Annotated in this window: 16 protein-coding genes; 3 read left to right on the forward strand and 13 right to left on the reverse strand. The window is 71.2% G+C overall.

Annotation, left to right across the window (positions count from 1 at the left end):
- Window positions 1–8 precede the first annotated feature (8 nt).
- Entirely contained in the window at window positions 9–2,777 is a 2,769-nt protein-coding gene (locus tag SALPAC3_RS0103010; RefSeq protein WP_018219788.1) for a DEAD/DEAH box helicase, read from the reverse strand.
- An 88-nt stretch (window positions 2,778–2,865) separates the two neighbouring features.
- On the opposite strand from SALPAC3_RS0103010, the gene SALPAC3_RS0103015 reads away from it, so the two are divergent.
- Window positions 2,866–3,627, forward strand: coding sequence for an HAD family hydrolase (locus SALPAC3_RS0103015; RefSeq protein WP_026185191.1), 762 nt, complete (start codon window positions 2,866–2,868; stop codon window positions 3,625–3,627).
- Between the two features lie 73 nt (window positions 3,628–3,700).
- Here SALPAC3_RS0103015 and SALPAC3_RS0103020 read toward each other — a convergent pair whose 3' ends face one another.
- The 6 genes from SALPAC3_RS0103020 to SALPAC3_RS0103045 all read right to left on the reverse strand — a co-directional run bounded on the left by SALPAC3_RS0103020 (window position 3,701) and on the right by SALPAC3_RS0103045 (window position 8,413).
- Window positions 3,701–4,621, reverse strand: a complete 921-nt coding sequence (locus SALPAC3_RS0103020; protein WP_018219790.1) for a diacylglycerol kinase family protein — start codon at window positions 4,619–4,621, stop codon at window positions 3,701–3,703.
- Between the two features lie 75 nt (window positions 4,622–4,696).
- The gene (gene tatC, locus SALPAC3_RS0103025; protein ID WP_018811733.1) at window positions 4,697–5,647 is read right to left on the reverse strand and encodes a twin-arginine translocase subunit TatC; all 951 of its coding nucleotides are present in this window, start codon (window positions 5,645–5,647) and stop codon (window positions 4,697–4,699) included.
- Window positions 5,648–5,665: 18 nt separating this feature from the next.
- The gene (tatA, locus tag SALPAC3_RS0103030; protein WP_018219792.1) at window positions 5,666–5,971 is read right to left on the reverse strand and encodes a Sec-independent protein translocase subunit TatA; all 306 of its coding nucleotides are present in this window, start codon (window positions 5,969–5,971) and stop codon (window positions 5,666–5,668) included.
- Window positions 5,972–6,151: 180 nt separating this feature from the next.
- A complete protein-coding gene (locus SALPAC3_RS0103035) occupies window positions 6,152–6,400 on the reverse strand; it encodes a hypothetical protein (protein ID WP_018827321.1) in 249 nt (82 codons plus the stop codon).
- A 10-nt stretch (window positions 6,401–6,410) separates the two neighbouring features.
- A complete protein-coding gene (locus SALPAC3_RS0103040) occupies window positions 6,411–7,424 on the reverse strand; it encodes a helix-turn-helix transcriptional regulator (RefSeq protein ID WP_018219794.1) in 1,014 nt (337 codons plus the stop codon).
- Window positions 7,421–8,413: a helix-turn-helix transcriptional regulator gene (locus SALPAC3_RS0103045; RefSeq protein WP_018219795.1), complete on the reverse strand. Its 993-nt coding sequence runs from the start codon at window positions 8,411–8,413 to the stop codon at window positions 7,421–7,423. Before SALPAC3_RS0103045 ends, SALPAC3_RS0103040 begins: the two co-directional genes overlap by 4 nt.
- 152 nt (window positions 8,414–8,565) lie before the next feature.
- Between SALPAC3_RS0103045 and SALPAC3_RS0103050 the strand changes: the two genes are divergently transcribed.
- Window positions 8,566–9,651, forward strand: coding sequence for a DUF3866 family protein (locus tag SALPAC3_RS0103050; protein WP_018219796.1), 1,086 nt, complete (start codon window positions 8,566–8,568; stop codon window positions 9,649–9,651).
- Window positions 9,652–9,658: 7 nt separating this feature from the next.
- On the opposite strand, the gene SALPAC3_RS0103055 is transcribed toward SALPAC3_RS0103050, so the two are convergent.
- Together SALPAC3_RS0103055 and pafA are read right to left on the reverse strand one after the other, a co-directional pair.
- Window positions 9,659–9,844, reverse strand: a complete 186-nt coding sequence (locus SALPAC3_RS0103055) for a hypothetical protein (RefSeq protein ID WP_018219797.1) — start codon at window positions 9,842–9,844, stop codon at window positions 9,659–9,661.
- Between the two features lie 53 nt (window positions 9,845–9,897).
- Window positions 9,898–11,256, reverse strand: a complete 1,359-nt coding sequence (gene pafA, locus SALPAC3_RS0103060) for a Pup--protein ligase (protein ID WP_018219798.1) — start codon at window positions 11,254–11,256, stop codon at window positions 9,898–9,900.
- Window positions 11,257–11,371: 115 nt separating this feature from the next.
- Between pafA and rfbB the strand changes: the two genes are divergently transcribed.
- On the forward strand, window positions 11,372–12,346 hold the full coding sequence (gene rfbB, locus SALPAC3_RS0103065; protein WP_018219799.1) for a dTDP-glucose 4,6-dehydratase: 975 nt from the start codon (window positions 11,372–11,374) through the stop codon (window positions 12,344–12,346).
- 29 nt (window positions 12,347–12,375) lie between these two features.
- Here rfbB and prcA read toward each other — a convergent pair whose 3' ends face one another.
- From prcA to dop, 4 genes are all read right to left on the reverse strand, one after another.
- The gene (gene prcA / locus SALPAC3_RS0103070; RefSeq protein ID WP_018219800.1) at window positions 12,376–13,152 is read right to left on the reverse strand and encodes a proteasome subunit alpha; all 777 of its coding nucleotides are present in this window, start codon (window positions 13,150–13,152) and stop codon (window positions 12,376–12,378) included.
- A 57-nt stretch (window positions 13,153–13,209) separates the two neighbouring features.
- A complete protein-coding gene (gene prcB / locus SALPAC3_RS0103075) occupies window positions 13,210–14,049 on the reverse strand; it encodes a proteasome subunit beta (protein ID WP_018219801.1) in 840 nt (279 codons plus the stop codon).
- A gap of 149 nt (window positions 14,050–14,198) precedes the next feature.
- On the reverse strand, window positions 14,199–14,414 hold the full coding sequence (locus SALPAC3_RS0103080; protein ID WP_018219802.1) for a ubiquitin-like protein Pup: 216 nt from the start codon (window positions 14,412–14,414) through the stop codon (window positions 14,199–14,201).
- A gap of 104 nt (window positions 14,415–14,518) precedes the next feature.
- Complete coding sequence (dop, locus tag SALPAC3_RS0103085) at window positions 14,519–16,036, reverse strand: depupylase/deamidase Dop (protein WP_033660365.1); 1,518 nt, start codon at window positions 16,034–16,036, stop codon at window positions 14,519–14,521.
- Between the last annotated feature and the right edge of the window lie 47 nt (window positions 16,037–16,083).

Genomic DNA, 16,083 nt, shown 5'->3' on the forward strand with positions numbered 1-16,083 from the left:
ATGACTCGTCAGGCGGTGGCCTGGTAGGAGAGCACCCCGCGGTTCACCGCAACGATGGCCTGCCGCGCGGTGCTGCGCAGCTCGGCCGAGGCGCCGCGGGATTCGGCCAACTGGCCGAGTAGGTCCACCACCTGCCGGGCCCAGCGGACGAAGTCGCCGGCCGGCATCTCGCCGTCGATGTGGCCGCTGACGAGGACCTTCGCGAGTGGCTCCCCACGGGCCCAGCGGTAGACCGGCCAGGCGAAGCCGAGATCCGGCTCCCGGGTCACGGTCAGCCCCTGTGCCGCCTCGTCGGCCTCGATCTCCCCCCACAGCTTCAACGTCTCGTCAACCGCCGTCGCCACCGCGCCCCGCGGCAGCGACGCACGCTCGTCAACGTCCCGGCGGGCCTCGAAGACCACCACCGACACCGCCGCCGCCAACTCGGCCGGGCTGAGCCCATTCCACACGCCACGACGTAGGCACTCGGCGACCAGCAGGTCCGCCTCCGTCCAGATCCGGCTCAACATCCGACCGGCGTCGGTGACGCCCCCGTCGGCGGCCAGGTAGCCGCGGGCCGTCAACAGCGCCACGATCCGGTCGAAGGTGCGGGCCAGGGAACCGGTCCGGCCGGTCACCCGCTGCCGCAGTTCCTCGGTGTCCTTCTCCAGCCGGCGGCGACGCTCCGCCCAACGGGCATGCTCCTCCCGTTCCGGGCAGGCGTGGCACGGGTGGCGGCGCAGCTCGGCGCGCAACTGCACGAGCCGGTCGTCCTCCCCACCACCGCGCCGCGACCGGCCACCCCGCCGGCTGTCGTGCCGATTCAACCCGGTACCGCTGACCGCGGCGGCGAGGTCCCGGCGGGCGGCCGGGGAGCGGTGGTTGAAATGTTTGGGCACCCGAATCCGGGTGAGCACCTCCGCCGGGGTGGTGAAGTCACCCGGGCCCACCCGGCCCGCCCAGCGGTCCTGGGTCAGCACCAACGGACGGGGCTCCCCGAAGCCGGCGGCCGCCGGGTCCAGCACCACCGCAAGGCCAGCTCGCCGGCCGGACGGCACCCGGATCACGTCGCCGACCCGCAGCCGCTCCAGCGAGACGATCGCCGCCGCCTTCCGCTGGCTCTGCCCCTGCCGGGCCAACTCCCGCTCTCGGTCGGCGATCGCCACCCGAATCGCGAAGTAGGCGTCGAAGTCCCCGTGCTGGCAGGCCGCCTCCACGCCGTACGCCTGGACCGTCTCGGTGTTGCGCTGGACCTGCCGCGCCAGCCCGACCACCGACCGGTCCGCCTGGAACTGCGCGAACGAGGATTCCAGCAACGCCCGGGCCGGCTCCGTGCCCACGCTGCCGACCAGGTTGACGGCCGTGTTGTACGACGGCCGGAAACTCGACCGCAGCGGGTACGTACGGGTGGATGCCAGGCCGGCCACGTGCCGCGGGTCGGTCTCCGGGGACCAGACCACCACGGCGTGCCCCTCCACGTCGATGCCGCGTCGGCCGGCGCGGCCGGTGAGCTGCGTGTACTCGCCGGGCGTCAGGTCCACGTGCGCCTCGCCGTTGTACTTGACCAGGCGTTCCAACACCACGCAGCGGGCCGGCATGTTGATGCCGAGCGCGAGGGTCTCGGTGGCGAACACCGCCTTCACCAGCCCGCGGACGAACAGCTCCTCGACGACCTCCTTGAACGCCGGCAACATGCCGGCGTGGTGTGCGGCGAGGCCCCGCTCCAACCCGTCCAGCCAGTCCCAGTAGCCGAGCACCGACAGGTCCTCGCCGGGGATGGTGGTGATCCGGCTCTCCACCACCCGGCGGATCTCGGCCCGCTCCTCCGGGCCGGTGAGCCGCAGCCCGGCGGCGAGACACTGCTGCACCGCCGCGTCGCAGCCAGCACGGCTGAAGATGAACAGAATCGCCGGCAGCAACCCCTCGCGGTCCAGCCGGTCAACGATGTCCGGGCGCATCGGCCCGCGCCAGCGCGGCCCACGGCGGCCCCCCGGGCCGGCACCGCGCCCCTCCCCCAGCTCGAGGCGGCGCAGCGTGTCCCGGCTGTAGCGCAGCAACTCCGGATGCACATCGTGCTTGCGCGCGGCGTCGGCGTCATGGAACAGGTCGAACATCCGCCGGCCAACCAGCATGTGTTGCCACAACGGCACCGGCCGGTGCTCACTGACCACGACCTCGGTCTCGCCGCGCACGGTGACCAGCCAGTCGGCGAACTCCTCCGCGTTGGACACCGTGGCCGACAGCGACACCAGCGTGACCGAGGCGGGCAGGTGGATGATCACCTCCTCCCACACGCCGCCACGGAACCGGTCGGCGAGGTAGTGCACCTCATCCATCACCACGTACGCCAGCCCCTGCAGCGTCGCCGAGCCGGCGTAGAGCATGTTGCGCAGTACCTCGGTGGTCATCACCACCACCGGCGCATCGCCGTTGATCGCGTTGTCACCGGTGAGCAACCCGACCTGGTCGGCGCCGTGCCGGTCGACAAGATCGTGGTACTTCTGATTTGACAACGCCTTGATCGGGGTGGTGTAGAAGCACTTGCGGCGCCCCGCGTCGGCCGAGCTCCCGCCCCGCAGCGCCAGGTGGACGGCGAACTCGCCGACGACCGTCTTGCCGGCGCCGGTGGGGGCGCAGACCAGGACACCGCTGCCGCGCTCCAACGCCTGGCACGCCTCCCGCTGAAAGTCGTCCAGGTCGACGCCGAGGTCGAGGGCGAACTCGTCCAACGCCGGGGACAGGGGGGCCTGTGCGGCCCGGCGGCGTGCCGCGGCGTACCGCTCGGCGGGGCTCGACATGGGACCAAGATTAGTGCGTGCCACGCCGGTACGCCCCACGAGGCCGTCCCGTCCGGAGCCGTCCGCGGCGGTCGGTAGGGTGCACGACGTGCCGGACCGTACCGAACCCGCTCAGACAACCGCCCCGGGTCGTGCTGCTACCCCGACGGCATCCCGCCGTCCCGTGGAAGCGGTGCTCTTCGACTTCCACGGGACGCTCGCGCAGGTAGAGGAGGCCACCGACTGGGTGACCGCGGCGGCTGCCACCTGTGGAACCACGCTGGACCGGATCCGCGCCACCGCCCTCGCCGACCGGCTGGTCACCGCCGGCCGGGCCGGGGGGCCACTGCCACGACGGGTCCCGCCCGCGCTGGCCGAGCTCTGGGCCGACCGGGACCTGTACCCGCATGCGCACCGCGGTGCGTACACCGGACTCGCGGCGACGATCGACGCCGGGATCGATGGGCTCGCCGACGCGCTCTACGAGCGGTTGCTGGTGCCCCAGGGGTGGGTGCCGTACCCGGACGCCGCCCCCACCCTGGCCGCGCTGCGCGCCGCCGGGGTACGGGTGGGTGTGGTCAGCAATATCGGCTTCGACATCCGGCCGCTCTTTGCCGCCTGGGGGCTCGCCGACCTGGTGGACGGGTACGTGCTGTCGTACGAGGTGGGGCGCTGCAAGCCCGACCCGGGTATCTTCCTGCACGCCTGCGGGACGCTGGCCGTTGACCCGGAACGGGTGCTCATGGTGGGGGACACCCCTGCCGACGCGGGCGCGGTGGCGGCCGGCTGCGCGGTGCTGGTGCTCCCGACCGGCGAGGCGGGCCGGCCGAACGGGCTCGGCGCGGTGTTGGACCTGGCTGTGCCGGGCTGACCGGGCCGTGCCGGGCTACCGGGCTACGGGGCGGGCGGGGCGGGGCTGGAGCTTGGGCCGGGCTGACCGGCGATCAGCGCAGCAGCCGCACCGCCGCCGGGGCCGCGGTGATCGTCACCGGCAACTCGGCCACCGGTTCCCCGTCGGCGTAGCCGGTGATGCCCGCGGCGGCCACCTCCACGGTCCGCGCCCGGAAGCTACGCACCAGCGGGTGGTCAACGTGCGTACCCGGATAGATTCGGCGTTTGATCCGCAGCAGCGTCCGCCGGTTGAACCGCCCGCCAACCACGACGTCGAGCAGCCCGTCGGTCGGGTCGGCGGCGGGGCAGATCCGCATCCCACCGCCGTAGCGGGCGCAGTTGCCGACCGCCACCAACACGGCGTCCAGCTCGTGGGTCACCCCGTCCAGGCGCAACGTGTAACGGCGGGGCCGCAGCCGGGCCAGCTCCACCAGGATCGCCAGGTCATAGCGGCGCGGGCCACGGGGCCACCGCAGCCGGTTGGCCCGCTCGTTGATGATGGCGTCGATGCCAGCGGCGAGAACCGCCCCGTACCACCGCTGCGTGCCGTCCGCCGCGGTGATACGAGCCAGGTCGATCGGCTGGGAGCGGCCGTGCCGCAGCGCGGCGGCGATCACGTCGGCCGCGGCGAGGGGGTCGGCCGGGAAGCCGGCGTCACCGGCGAAGTCGTTCCCGGTCCCCGTCGGAACCACCGCGAACGGCACCGGCGTTCCCGCCACCGCCTGTAGCGCCAGGTGCGCGGTGCCATCACCCCCGACCGCGACCAGCGCTACCGCGCCGTCGGCCACCGCCGCGCGACAGGCCGCCTGCGCCTGCGCCGGGGTCCCCGTTTCAAGCAACCGCACCGGGTGGCCACCGGCAGCCAGCCGGTGCACCACAGTGGGTAGTAGCCCGCGGTGGCGCCCCCGGCCGGCGCTCGGGTTGGCCAGGACGGCGACCGGAGGACCGGCACCGGTGGAATCGACTGCGGTCACGGCGTGCACCGTACCGGGCCGGGACCGGGGACGCACCCCCCAACCCGACACCGCTGGGGCAGGGGGACGCCAGCGTCAGGTCATGTCGTCGTAACGGCGCTCGATCGGCGTGGGCTTGGCGACCGGCTCCGGCTCCGCGATCGACTCCGGCGCCCCAACCGGGGCGCTCGCCTCGATCGGGTCACTCCCCTCCGTCAGCGGCGACGCCTCGTCGTCGGCGAGGCCGGCGTAGGTCTCCTTGCCTCGGCCCCGACGTTTGTCGTTGAGGAACGCGACACCGACGGCCGCGAAGTAGAGGGCACACAGGCACAACGCCAACGCGGTCATACCGAACGGGTCGGGCGTGGGCGTGACCACCGCCGCGAAGGCGAAGAACACGAACACCGCCACCCGCCACCAGCCCAGCAACCGCTTCGCGCTGGCAACGCCGACGAAGTTGAGCATCAACACGATCAGCGGGAACTCGAACGCCACCCCGAACAGCAGGATCAGGTTGGTGACGAACGAGATGTACCGGGTGATGTCGAGAGTGGTATTGATCTCGGGGCCGGAGACCTGAAGCAGGAACTCCAGGCCCTTGGAGGTCACGAAGTACGCCAGCACCGCGCCGGCGGCGAACAGCGGCGCGGCGAGCGCGGTAAAGGCGTAGGCGTAGCGCCGCTCGTGCTTGTGCAGACCGGGGGCGATGAAGGCCCACAGCTGGTACAGCCAGACCGGTGCGGCGAGGATCAACCCCACCCACAGACCGATCTTGAGGTTGAGCAGGAACAGGTCAGCCGGGCCGAGCTGCACGAAGTCGCAGGCGCCGTCGGTGGTCTGCGCCTGGGGAAGCTCGCAGTAGGGCCGCTGCAGGATGCCGCGCACCGGCCCGGCGAGCCAGAGGCCGATGCCGAAGCCGACCAGGATCGCCAGCGACGCCTTGAACAGCCGGTTGCGCAGCTCACGGACGTGCTCGACCAGCGTCATCGAGCCTTCCGAGGCCCGCTGGAAACTACTCGGGCCGCGTTTACGCAGGGCGAAGGCCACGGTGGTCGGGCCCCTCGATCAGTTGTCGCGGGTGCGCTGCACCGGGTCAACGACCGGCTGCTGCTGCGGCGGGGCGGGGTAGGACGGCTGCTGAGGGTAGGGCTGCCCCTGCTGCACCTGCGGCGGCATCGGCTGGTAGCCAGCCTGGGCGTCGGCCTTCTCGGCCAGGTCACGGTCGTCGTCGTGCAGGCTCTTCGTCTCGGCCTTGATGATCCGCAGCGAACGGCCCAGCGAGCGGGCCGCGTCGGGGAGCCGCTTCGCGCCGAAGAGCAGGATCAGCACGACCACGAGTACGGCGATGTGCCATGGCCTTAGGGCACCCATGGGAAGCTCCGGTCTCTCGGTGTCGGGCAGGTGGTGTCGCAGCCATCGTACGTGCGTCCGGCGGCGTTGCCACCCGCTGGGCGCTACGGGACCATGCCGGCTGGGTGAAGTCTAGGCCAACCGCGGATGTCCCCAACAGGCCGCTTCGCCCCGACCCGGGCCGCCGGGGCGGCGCGGTTGCTACCCGCCGCGGCGGAACCGGACCGCTGCGGCCCGGTGCTGGATGGTCGCCAACTGCTCCTGTAGCCCCTCGGCCCGCGCCTGCAGCGCCACCGCGGTCGTCTGGAGCGCCGCGGCCTCATCGGCGTGCTGTTGCAACGCCACCGCGGCCCGACGCAGCCGACGCAGCCGGGTCAACACCGGCCGCACGGCCAGCCCGAGCAGCACGAACGGGAGCAGCACCAGCGCGACCACGATCCACACCACCACGGCACCCAGCCTACTGGCCCGCTGACGCCGTCGCCGGGTCGGCCACCGCGCCCGGCGGCGGGGTGGCATACGCCGCAAGGGCTGCGGTCGCCGCGGCGTGCACCTGTGCGGCCAGCTCCGCCGGCGCCACCACGGTGACCTCCGGGCCCAGGCCCAACACGAAGCGGCGGGCCCAGTCCAGGTCGGTGACCCGGAGCGAGACCAGCCACTCGCCCTCGCCTGACTCGACCCGCTCACACGGGTAGTACTCGGTGATCCACCGCTCACTCCGACCAATGCGCAGGGTGACCAGCGGCAGGTCCGCCGTGGGCCGGAACGCACCGCCGGTGAGGTCGTGCGGCACCGCCTGCGCCGGCACCCGCGCCGGCTCGTCCAACCGGGTCACCGCGTCGATCCGGTCGACCCGGAACATTCGCATCCCCTCCGCCCGGCGGCACCAGGCCTCCAGGTACGCCCGGCCGCCGATGACGAGCATTCGCAGGGGGTCAACGGTCCGCTCGATCGTCTCGTCCCGGGCCACCGAATAGTAGGTGATCCGCAGCGCCCGGCCGCTCTCCACCGCCGCCCGCAGCTCCGCCACCCGGTGGTTGTCCGCCGGCAGCCGTACCGCGACCGGGGTGCCGAACCGGTCACCCGCGGCATTCTCGATCTTGACCAGGGCCCGCTCCACCGCTTCCCGGTTGGCCACCCCCGGCGTCTCCGCCAGCATGCGCAGCGCCACGACCAGCGCGAGGGCCTCTTCGGGAGTCAGCCGCAACGGCCGATCAATGCCGGCGTCGTAGGTGATCGTCACCCGGTCGCCGTCGAAGGCCATGTCGATCAGATCCCCCGGGCCGTAACCCGGCAGCCCGCACACCCAGAGCAGCTCCAGATCCTCCCGCAGCTGCCGCTCGGTCACCCCAAGGTCACCCGCGGCCTCGGCGATCTCGATGCCGGGCCGGGCCAACAGGAAGGGCACCAGGTTGAGCAGCCGGGCCAACCGGTCCGCCGAGGTACGGGACCCGGGCCGGGCCGACCCGGTCATCGGGCACTCCCAGCAACGACGTCGTGGCGCGCGGCGAACTCCTTGAGTCGCTGGATGACCGCCTCCCGCACCTCCGGTGGGTCGAGCACCCGCACGTCCGGGCCGTAGCCGACGAGCTGGCCGGCGAGCGCCTCCGGATCCGCGTACGGCAGGACGAGCTGGTCACCGGTAGAGCCCGAGGTCGTCTCCACCGCCCACCGGCGCAGCCCGGCGGCCCGGTGGGGCGCGACGAGCACCCGGGCGCGTCCGGTCCGCTCCACCGGACCGGACGAGCGAGCGACATAGCTGATCAGGTCCACCTCGACCGGCGGCTCATACGCCCCCGACGGGCCCACCGTCCGAACCGCCCCCACCACCCGGGAGAGGCGGAAACAGCGGGCCGCGGCCCGATCCAGGTCATGCCCCACCACGTACCACCGGCCCCGCCAGCAGACCACCCCCCACGGCTGCAGTCGGCGGGCAGACGGCTCGTCCCGGTCCGGCACCCGATAGTCGAAGGCCACCTCGCGGCGGTCCCGGGCCGCCGCGGTCAGCGGCGCGAAGGCCGGATCGACGGTCACCATCGGCTCCAGCCCGAGCGTGGCCTGTGGGTCCACGTCAACGCCGGCCGCGCGCAGCTTCGCCAACCCAGACGACGCGGCGGCGGCCAGACCAGCGTGCTGCCACAGCCGGGCGGCGATGCCGACCGCCGCGGCCTCGTCCGGCTCCAGCGGGATCTCGGGCAACGCATACTGCCGGCGGGCGATGCGATAGCCCGGCTCGAGGTCGAAGGCGCTGGCCGTCCCGGTCTCCAGCGGGACACCGAGCTCGCGCAGCTCGGCCTTGTCCCGCTCAAACTTGCGTTGGAACGCCTCGTGGTCCCGCACATCGTGCGGATCATGCTGGTAGCCGGGCACGGTCGCGGCGATCTGCACGGCGGTCAGGAACCGTCGCGTGGACAGGAGACAGATCACCAGGTTGACCAGGCGTTCGGTACGGGTCCGCGACACGGTACGACGCTAGCAGCCAACGCTGCGAACACATGTACCTATACGCCGCGCGTCTCGCCCGGTCGGTCACCGGGACCGGTCCGGCGGGGGCCCGCCGCCCAGGGCACCCCCGGACGCCGGGCCCACCCGGCGCGACCGCTAGCGTCGCGCGCATGGTGCGCTGGCGGTCGGGAACGGTAACGGCGGTCCGACGGGAGTGGAGCGGCGCGGTCGAGTTGGCCGTCACCCTCCCCGACGACTCGACGATGCGCGCGCTCGCCTACCCTGAGTTGGTGGGTCGACCACGCGTCGGCGATCGGGTGCTGCTCAACGTCGGCGCCCTGCTGATGGGCCTCGGCACCGGCGGCTACGCCCTGGTCGTGGCCCTGCCGGACCGGCTGCCACCGGACCCGCCCGCACCGGCGGACAATCGGGCCGGCGGCCACCTGGTCAAAGCGCGCTACACCCCGCTACAGCCGATCCTGCTCGGCGTGGACGAGGAGGCGTCCCCGCACCGGGCGGCCCTCGCCGACGCCGACGACCTGGGCGGCCTACCCGTAGTCACCGCCGACCTACACTCCGCTCTCCCGGCGGTACTCGCCGGGATCCGCGCCGACGCACCCGACGCACGGGTGGCGTACCTGCTCACCGATGGGGGCGCGCTGCCGGCGTGGTTCTCCCGCACCCTCGCCGAGCTCCGCGGACACCTCGCCGGCACGATCAGCGTGGGGCAGGCGTTCGGCGGCGACCTGGAGGCGAGCACCCTACACTCCGGCCTGCTCGCCGCGCGGCATGTGCTCCACGCCGACCTGGCCGTCGTCGCCCAGGGCCCCGGCAACCTCGGTACTGGCACCCGCTGGGGCTTCTCCGGGGTGGCGGTCGGCGAGGCGGTCAACGCGATCGCCGCACTGGGCGGGCGGCCGGTCGGTTCCCTCCGCATTTCCGCCGCGGACCCCCGCCCCCGACACCACGGCGTCTCCCACCACAGCCTGACCGCGTACGGCCGGGTAGCCCTGGCCTCCGCCGACTTGGTCGTACCGAACCAACTCGACCCGGCGCTGGCCACGGCGGTCGAGGCGGCGCTGGCCCCGCTCACCGCTCGGCACCAGGTGCGTCGGGTGCCGGTGACCGGCCTCGACGCCGCGCTGCGGGCCAGCCCGGTGCCGCTGTCGACGATGGGTCGTGGTCTGGACGCGGACCACGCCTACTTCCTCGCCGCCGCCGCGGCGGGGCGGCACGCCGCGCGCCTCGCCCGCTGACCGCCGCTCAGGCCAAGATCACCAGTAGGGCACACGCCACCACCATCGCGGCCAGGGCGAGCGCCAGCACCCAGGTGGGCACGGTGTACTCGCCGCGGCGGTTGCGCTCGATCTCGGCACGAATCTTCTGGCGGCGGCGCTCGGTCCAGCTCTGCTTCTCGGAGCCGGAACCGCCCGGGTGACTTGACATCATGGCGTGGCCAGCCTACCCGGCACCGCCGGGTGACTCATCCGCGCCCGTCGCGCTCACATGCTGGCGATCAGCCGCTCCACCCGCTCGTCGTACGCCCGGAAGGGGTCCTTGCACAACACGGTGCGCTGCGCCTGGTCGTTAAGCTTCAGGTGCACCCAGTCAACGGTGAAGTCCCGCCGCTTCTCCTGGGCGTGCCGGATGAACTCGCCCCGCAGCCGTGCCCGGGTGGTCTGCGGCGGCGTCTCCTTCGCCTCGAAGATCTCCGGGTCGGTCGCCGCCCGGTCCACCTGGCCCCGCCGCTCCAGCAGGCCATACAGACCCCGGCCGCGACGGAGGTCGTGGTAGGCGAGATCCATCTGCGCCACCCGCGGATGCGACAACGGCAGCTCATGCTTGCGTTGATAACGCTCGATCAGACGTAGCTTGGTCACCCAGTCGATCTCCCGAGACACCGGCTCCAGATCACCGGTCTCCACCGCTCGCAGCACCCGACCCCAGAGCTCCACCACCCGCTTCGCCGTCTGATCGCCGCCGCGCCGCTCGACGAACTCCGTGGCCTTCGCCAGATACTCCTGCTGGACCTCCAGCGCGCTGATCTCCTTTCCGGAAGCCAGCCGGACCTTCCGTCGTCCGGTGATGTCGTGCGACACCTCGCGGATCGCGCGGATCGGGTTCTCCAGCGTCAGGTCCCGCATCACCACCCCGGACTCGATCATCCGGAGCACGATGTCCGCGGCGCCCACCTTCAGCATGGTGGTGACCTCGTTCATGTTGGAGTCGCCGACGATCACATGCAGTCGGCGGTACCGCTCCGCGTCCGCGTGCGGCTCGTCCCGGGTGTTGATGATCGGCCGGCTCCGGGTGGTCGCCGAGGAGACCCCCTCCCAGATGTGCTCGGCCCGCTGCGACAGGCAGTAGACCGCCCCCCGCGGCGTCTGCAGGACCTTCCCTGCACCGCAGATCAACTGCCGGGTGACCAGGAACGGGATCAACACATCCGCCAACCGGCCGAACTCGCCGTGCCGGGAGACGAGGAAGTTCTCGTGACACCCGTACGAGTTCCCGGCCGAATCGGTGTTGTTCTTGAACAGGTAGATCTCACCCGCGATGCCCTCGTCGTGCAGCCGCTTCTCCGCGTCGACGAGCAGTCCCTCCAGGATCCGCTCGCCGGCGCGGTCGTGCGCCACCAGATCGGCCACCGAGTCGCACTCCGGCGTCGCGTACTCCGGGTGCGAGCCGACATCCAGGTACAGCCGGGCGCCGTTGCGCAGGAAGACATTGCTCGACCGACCCCACGACACCACCCGCCGGAACAGGTACCGCGCGACCTCGTCGGGGGACAACCGGCGCTGCCCACGATAGGTGCAGGTGACGCCGTACTCGGTCTCGAGGCCGAAGATTCGCCGCTCCATGATGAGACACTAGCCGCACAAGGCGACATCTGGGCAGTGCTCACCACACCCGTCCCAGCCGGCTCGGGGGTCGACCATGGCCCACGCCGGCCCGGCCCCGGGTACGGTACAAGCCGTGAGGATCCTCGTCACCGGCGGGGCCGGCTTCATCGGTTCAGCGTTTGTGCGCCGGCTACTCAGCGACAAACAACCAGTTCCACGGCCAGACCGGGTAACCGTGCTCGACTCGTTCACCTACGCCGGCACCGACGGCAGCCTCGCCCCCGTCCGAGACGACCCCCGGTTGAACGTCGTCCGCGGCGACGTACGCGACGTGAAGCTGGTGGACGCCACCGTCGCCGGACACGATGTCATCGTCCACTTCGCCGCCGAGTCCCACGTGGACCGCTCCATCCACGGCGCCAGCCCGTTCGTCAGCACCAACGTGGGCGGCACCGGTGTCCTGCTCGACGCCGCGCTGCGGCACCGCACCGGACGGTTTCTCCACGTCTCCACCGACGAGGTGTACGGCTCCATCGACCAGGGCTCGGCGCCCCCCTCAGCGCCGCTGAACCCCAGTTCCCCGTACTCGGCCAGCAAAGCCGCCGCCGATCTGCTCGCCCTCTCCTACCACCGCACCCACGGACTGGACGTGATCATCACCCGGGGCGCCAACAACTACGGTCCCTACCAGCACCCCGAGAAGCTGATCCCGCGCTTCGTCACCAACCTTATCGATGGACACAACCTGCCGCTGTACGGTGACGGCGGCGACATCCGGGACTGGCTACACGTGGACGACCACTGCCGCGGCATCGCGCTGGCGCAGCGGGACGGCCAGGCCGGAATGGTGTACCACCTCGGCGGGGGCACTGCCCTGACCAACCGGGAACTGACCGGCTCGCTACTCACCGCATTCAACGTCGGTTGGGATCGGGTGACACCGGTGACCGACCGAAAGGGCCACGACCGCCGGTACGCCCTCGACTCCACGGCAACAAAGCGCGACCTCGGCTGGGAACCCGCCGTCGAATTCGATCAGGGTCTGGCCGCCACCATCGACTGGTACCGGGAGAACCGGGCCTGGTGGAAGCCGCTGATCGAGGCGTGAACGGCCGCTTTCGGTGGCCGCTGGCGGGCTTAGGAATCGGGGCGTTCCGCCGCGTCGGTCGAGTCCGCCGCCTCGGTTGAGGCTTCCGCCGATGCTGCCGTGGCCTCGCCATCGTCGAGCAGGGCCGTCAACGCCGCGCCGGTAACCCGCCGGAAGGTCCGCCCGACCCGGCCGCGGTCCAGGATCGCGACCTCCAACTGGTCGGCAGCGATCGCGCGAGCAGCCCCGCCCTCCCCGCCGACGCTACCCAGGGCCTGCACCGCCACCTTGACCGCGTCGCCCAGTGACATGTCCGGACGGTGGTTCGACTTCAGCACTGCAGCGATCGCCTCGGTCTGACCACCCATCGCCATTCGGCCGGGCTCATCGTTGACAGAGCCGTCGTAGGTCAACCGGTACAGCTCGTCCTCCGCCGCCGTTGCCCCGACCTGGGCGACACAGATCTCCACCTCGAACGGCTTGGACTGCTCGGTGAAGATCGCGCCAAGCGTCTGCGCGAACGCGTTGGCGAGCGCCCGCCCGGTCACGTCCCGCCGGTCGTAGCTCAAACCGTTCAGGTCAGCCATCCGCACACCCGCCCGCCGCAGGTTCTCGAACTCGTTGTATCGGCCCACGGCGGCGAAGCCGATCCGATCGTAGATCTCACCGACCTTGTGCAGGGCACTGGAGAGGTTCTCCGCGACGAAGAGCACCCCACCGGCGTAACTCAGGACCACCGCGCTGCGCCCGCGGGCGATGCCCTTGCGGGCCAGCTCGGAGCGGTCACGCATGATCTGCTCGGGCGAGGCGTAGAACTGCATGGCCACGACAGAAGTTCTCCTTACGGCGCTGTGCTGGTCGGTGGGGGGGGTCGGGTAGCGGGCTCAGCCGCCCGGATTCTCCATCCGGCCGGCGACCACGCTTTCGGCGATCGCCGCCGTCTCCGCCTCGGTGAGTCGGTGCGTGCCCTCGGCCGTGGCGGACATCACCACCGGATAGATCCGCCGGGTCAGGTCCGGCCCGCCGGTCGCGGTGTCATCGTCAGCCGCGTCGTACAGAGCCTCCACGGCCAGGCGCACCGCATCGTCAACGGAGAGCCCGTACCGGAACCGCTTCTTCAGCGCCGACTTGGCGAACAAGGAGCCGGAGCCGACCGCGTCGTAACCGACCTCCTCGTAGGGACCGCCGGTCACGTCGAAGCTGAAGATCCGACCGGCCTTCGCCGGGTCCGTTGCGGCCAGGTCGAACCCGGCGAAGAGCGGCACCACCGCGAGCCCCTGCATCGCCGCGCCGAGATTGCCCCGCACCATCGCCGCCAACCTGTTGGCCTTACCGTCGAGCGAGAGCATCGCGCCCTCGATCTTCTCGTAGTGCTCCAGCTCGACCCGGAAGAGTCGGATCAGCTCGATCCCGATGCCGGCGGCACCCGCCATGCCCACCAGGGAATATGCGTCCGCCGGATACACCTTCTCGATGTCCCGCTGGGCGATCAGGTTCCCCATGGTGGCGCGACGGTCACCTGCCAGTACGACCCCACCGGCGGCGGCGATGGCGATGATGGTGGTGGCGTGCGGCGTCAGGTCCGTGGCCATCCCGGGCGGCAGCGGCCGTCGTCCGGGCAGCAGTTCCGGCGCCGCCTGGCTCAGGAACGCGGAGAAGGAGGACGTTCCCGCGTTGGTGAACAGATCCGGAAGACGCCCGGATGGGTCGAAAGCCGCTGCCACGTGGTTCCTCTCAGGTACGTGATCGTCCTGGTCGGTCTGCCCGGACCTCTCCGGAACCAGCCAGGACCACTGTTGCGGTTAAAGCAGGGTAACCCGCACCCTTCCGGGGCGGTGATCGTGTCCAGATGGTGGCGACTCCCGCCCGGTGCTTATTCGCCACCCTTCTGCACGTAGCCCCGAACGAACTCCTCGGCGTTCTCCTCAAGGACGGAGTCGATCTCGTCGAGTAGGTCGTCCACGTCCTCGGTGATCTCGGCGTGGCGCTCGGCGGCCTCCGCGCTCGCCTCCGTCGTGACGTCCTCGATCTCCTCGCTCTGCTGGGACCGGCCGGTCTGCGACTGCCCACCGCTGTCACGGCTCGCCATGGCTGCCTCCTCCACGATCGTCTGCGACGAACTTACCTCGCGCGGACGACGAAATGGTCTGCCGCGCGTCAGTCACGTGATCCCGGGCCACCGCGTGGGACGGCTCAACCACCGGTGAGCGTCTCCAGCAGATCCTTGGCGCTCTCGCAGCGGTCAAAGAGCGCACCGACGTGCGCGCGGGTGCCGCGCTCCGGCTCCATCATCGGTACCCGCACCAGCGACTCCCGGCCCACGTCGAAGATGACCGAATCCCAACTCGCCGCAACCACCTCGGAGGCGAACTGGGCGAGACAGCGGCCCCGGAAGTAGGCCCGGGTGTCCTCCGGGGGCTCGGTCATCGCGACCTGGGCTGACTCCGCCGGCAGTAGTGTCCTCATCGCGCCGCGCGACACCAACCGGTGGTAGAGCCCCTTCTCGGGGCGAACATCGGAGTACTGCAGGTCGACCAGTTGCAGCTTGGACGCCCCCCAGCCGAGCTTCTCCCGCTCCCGGTAGCCCTCCAGCAACCGCAGCTTCGCCACCCAGTCGAGCTCGTCAGCGCAGAGAAAGACGTCCCGGCCCAGGCGGTCCAGCACGCTCTCCCAACGGGACAGCACGTCGGCGGTCTGCTGGTCCACGTCACTGCCGTACCGGTCGTCCACGAAGGAGCGCACCCGCTCGTAGTAGGCCCACTGAACATCCAACGCGCTGAGCCGCCGCCCGTCCCGCAGCCGCATGAGGTGGCCGAGGGAGGGGTCGTGGCTGACCGCACGGAGTTCGCTGACCGGGTCTGCGATGCCGAGGTCAGGGACGAGCGCCCTCTCCTCGATCATGGTGAGGATCAGCGCGGTCGTGCCGACCTTGAGGTACGTGGAGATCTCCGACAGGTTGGCGTCGCCGATGATGACGTGCAGCCGGCGGTACTTGTCGGCATCGGCGTGCGGCTCGTCGCGCGTGTTGATGATGGGCCGCTTGAGCGTGGTCTCCAGCCCCACCTCGACCTCGAAGAAGTCGGCGCGCTGGGAGATCTGGAAGCCGCTCTGCCCGCCGTCCTGGCCGAGGCCGACCCGCCCGGCCCCGGCGACGATCTGCCGGGTGACGAAGAACGGAGTCAGAAATGTGACGATGTCGGCGAAAGGAGTCTGCCGCCGCATCAGGTAGTTCTCGTGGGCGCCATAACTGGCACCCTTGTTGTCAGTGTTGTTCTTGTAGAGGTGAATGGGGTGGCTACCGGGGATGGTGGCGGCACGACGGGCTGCCTCGGCCATCACCAGTTCCCCCGCCTTGTCCCAGCGCACCAGGTCCCACGGCGTGGTCACCTCGGGAGTGGAATACTCCGGATGGGCATGGTCCACGTAGAGCCGGGCACCGTTGGTGAGAATCACGTTGGCCAGGCCGAGATCCTCGTCGGCGAGGGCCTCGGCCGGGTCGTACGCGGCACCGGAATAGGTGAAACCGCGGGCGTCGCGCAGCGGCGACTCCTCCTCGTAGTCCCAGCGAGCGCGCCCCCCGCGGTTGAGCTCGGGGCGCGCCCCGTAGGCGTTGACCACCTGCGAGGAGGTGACCATCGGGTTGGCCCCGGCCTGGCTGGGCACGGAGATGCCGTACTCGACCTCGGTGCCCATGATCCGTCTAACGCTCATCAACCTACCCGCTTCACTAGCCCCGACCGATCCCTTCGTCGAGAGTA

Source organism: Salinispora pacifica DSM 45544 (assembly GCF_000378845.1).
Classification (GTDB): Bacteria; Actinomycetota; Actinomycetes; order Mycobacteriales; family Micromonosporaceae; genus Micromonospora; species Micromonospora pacifica.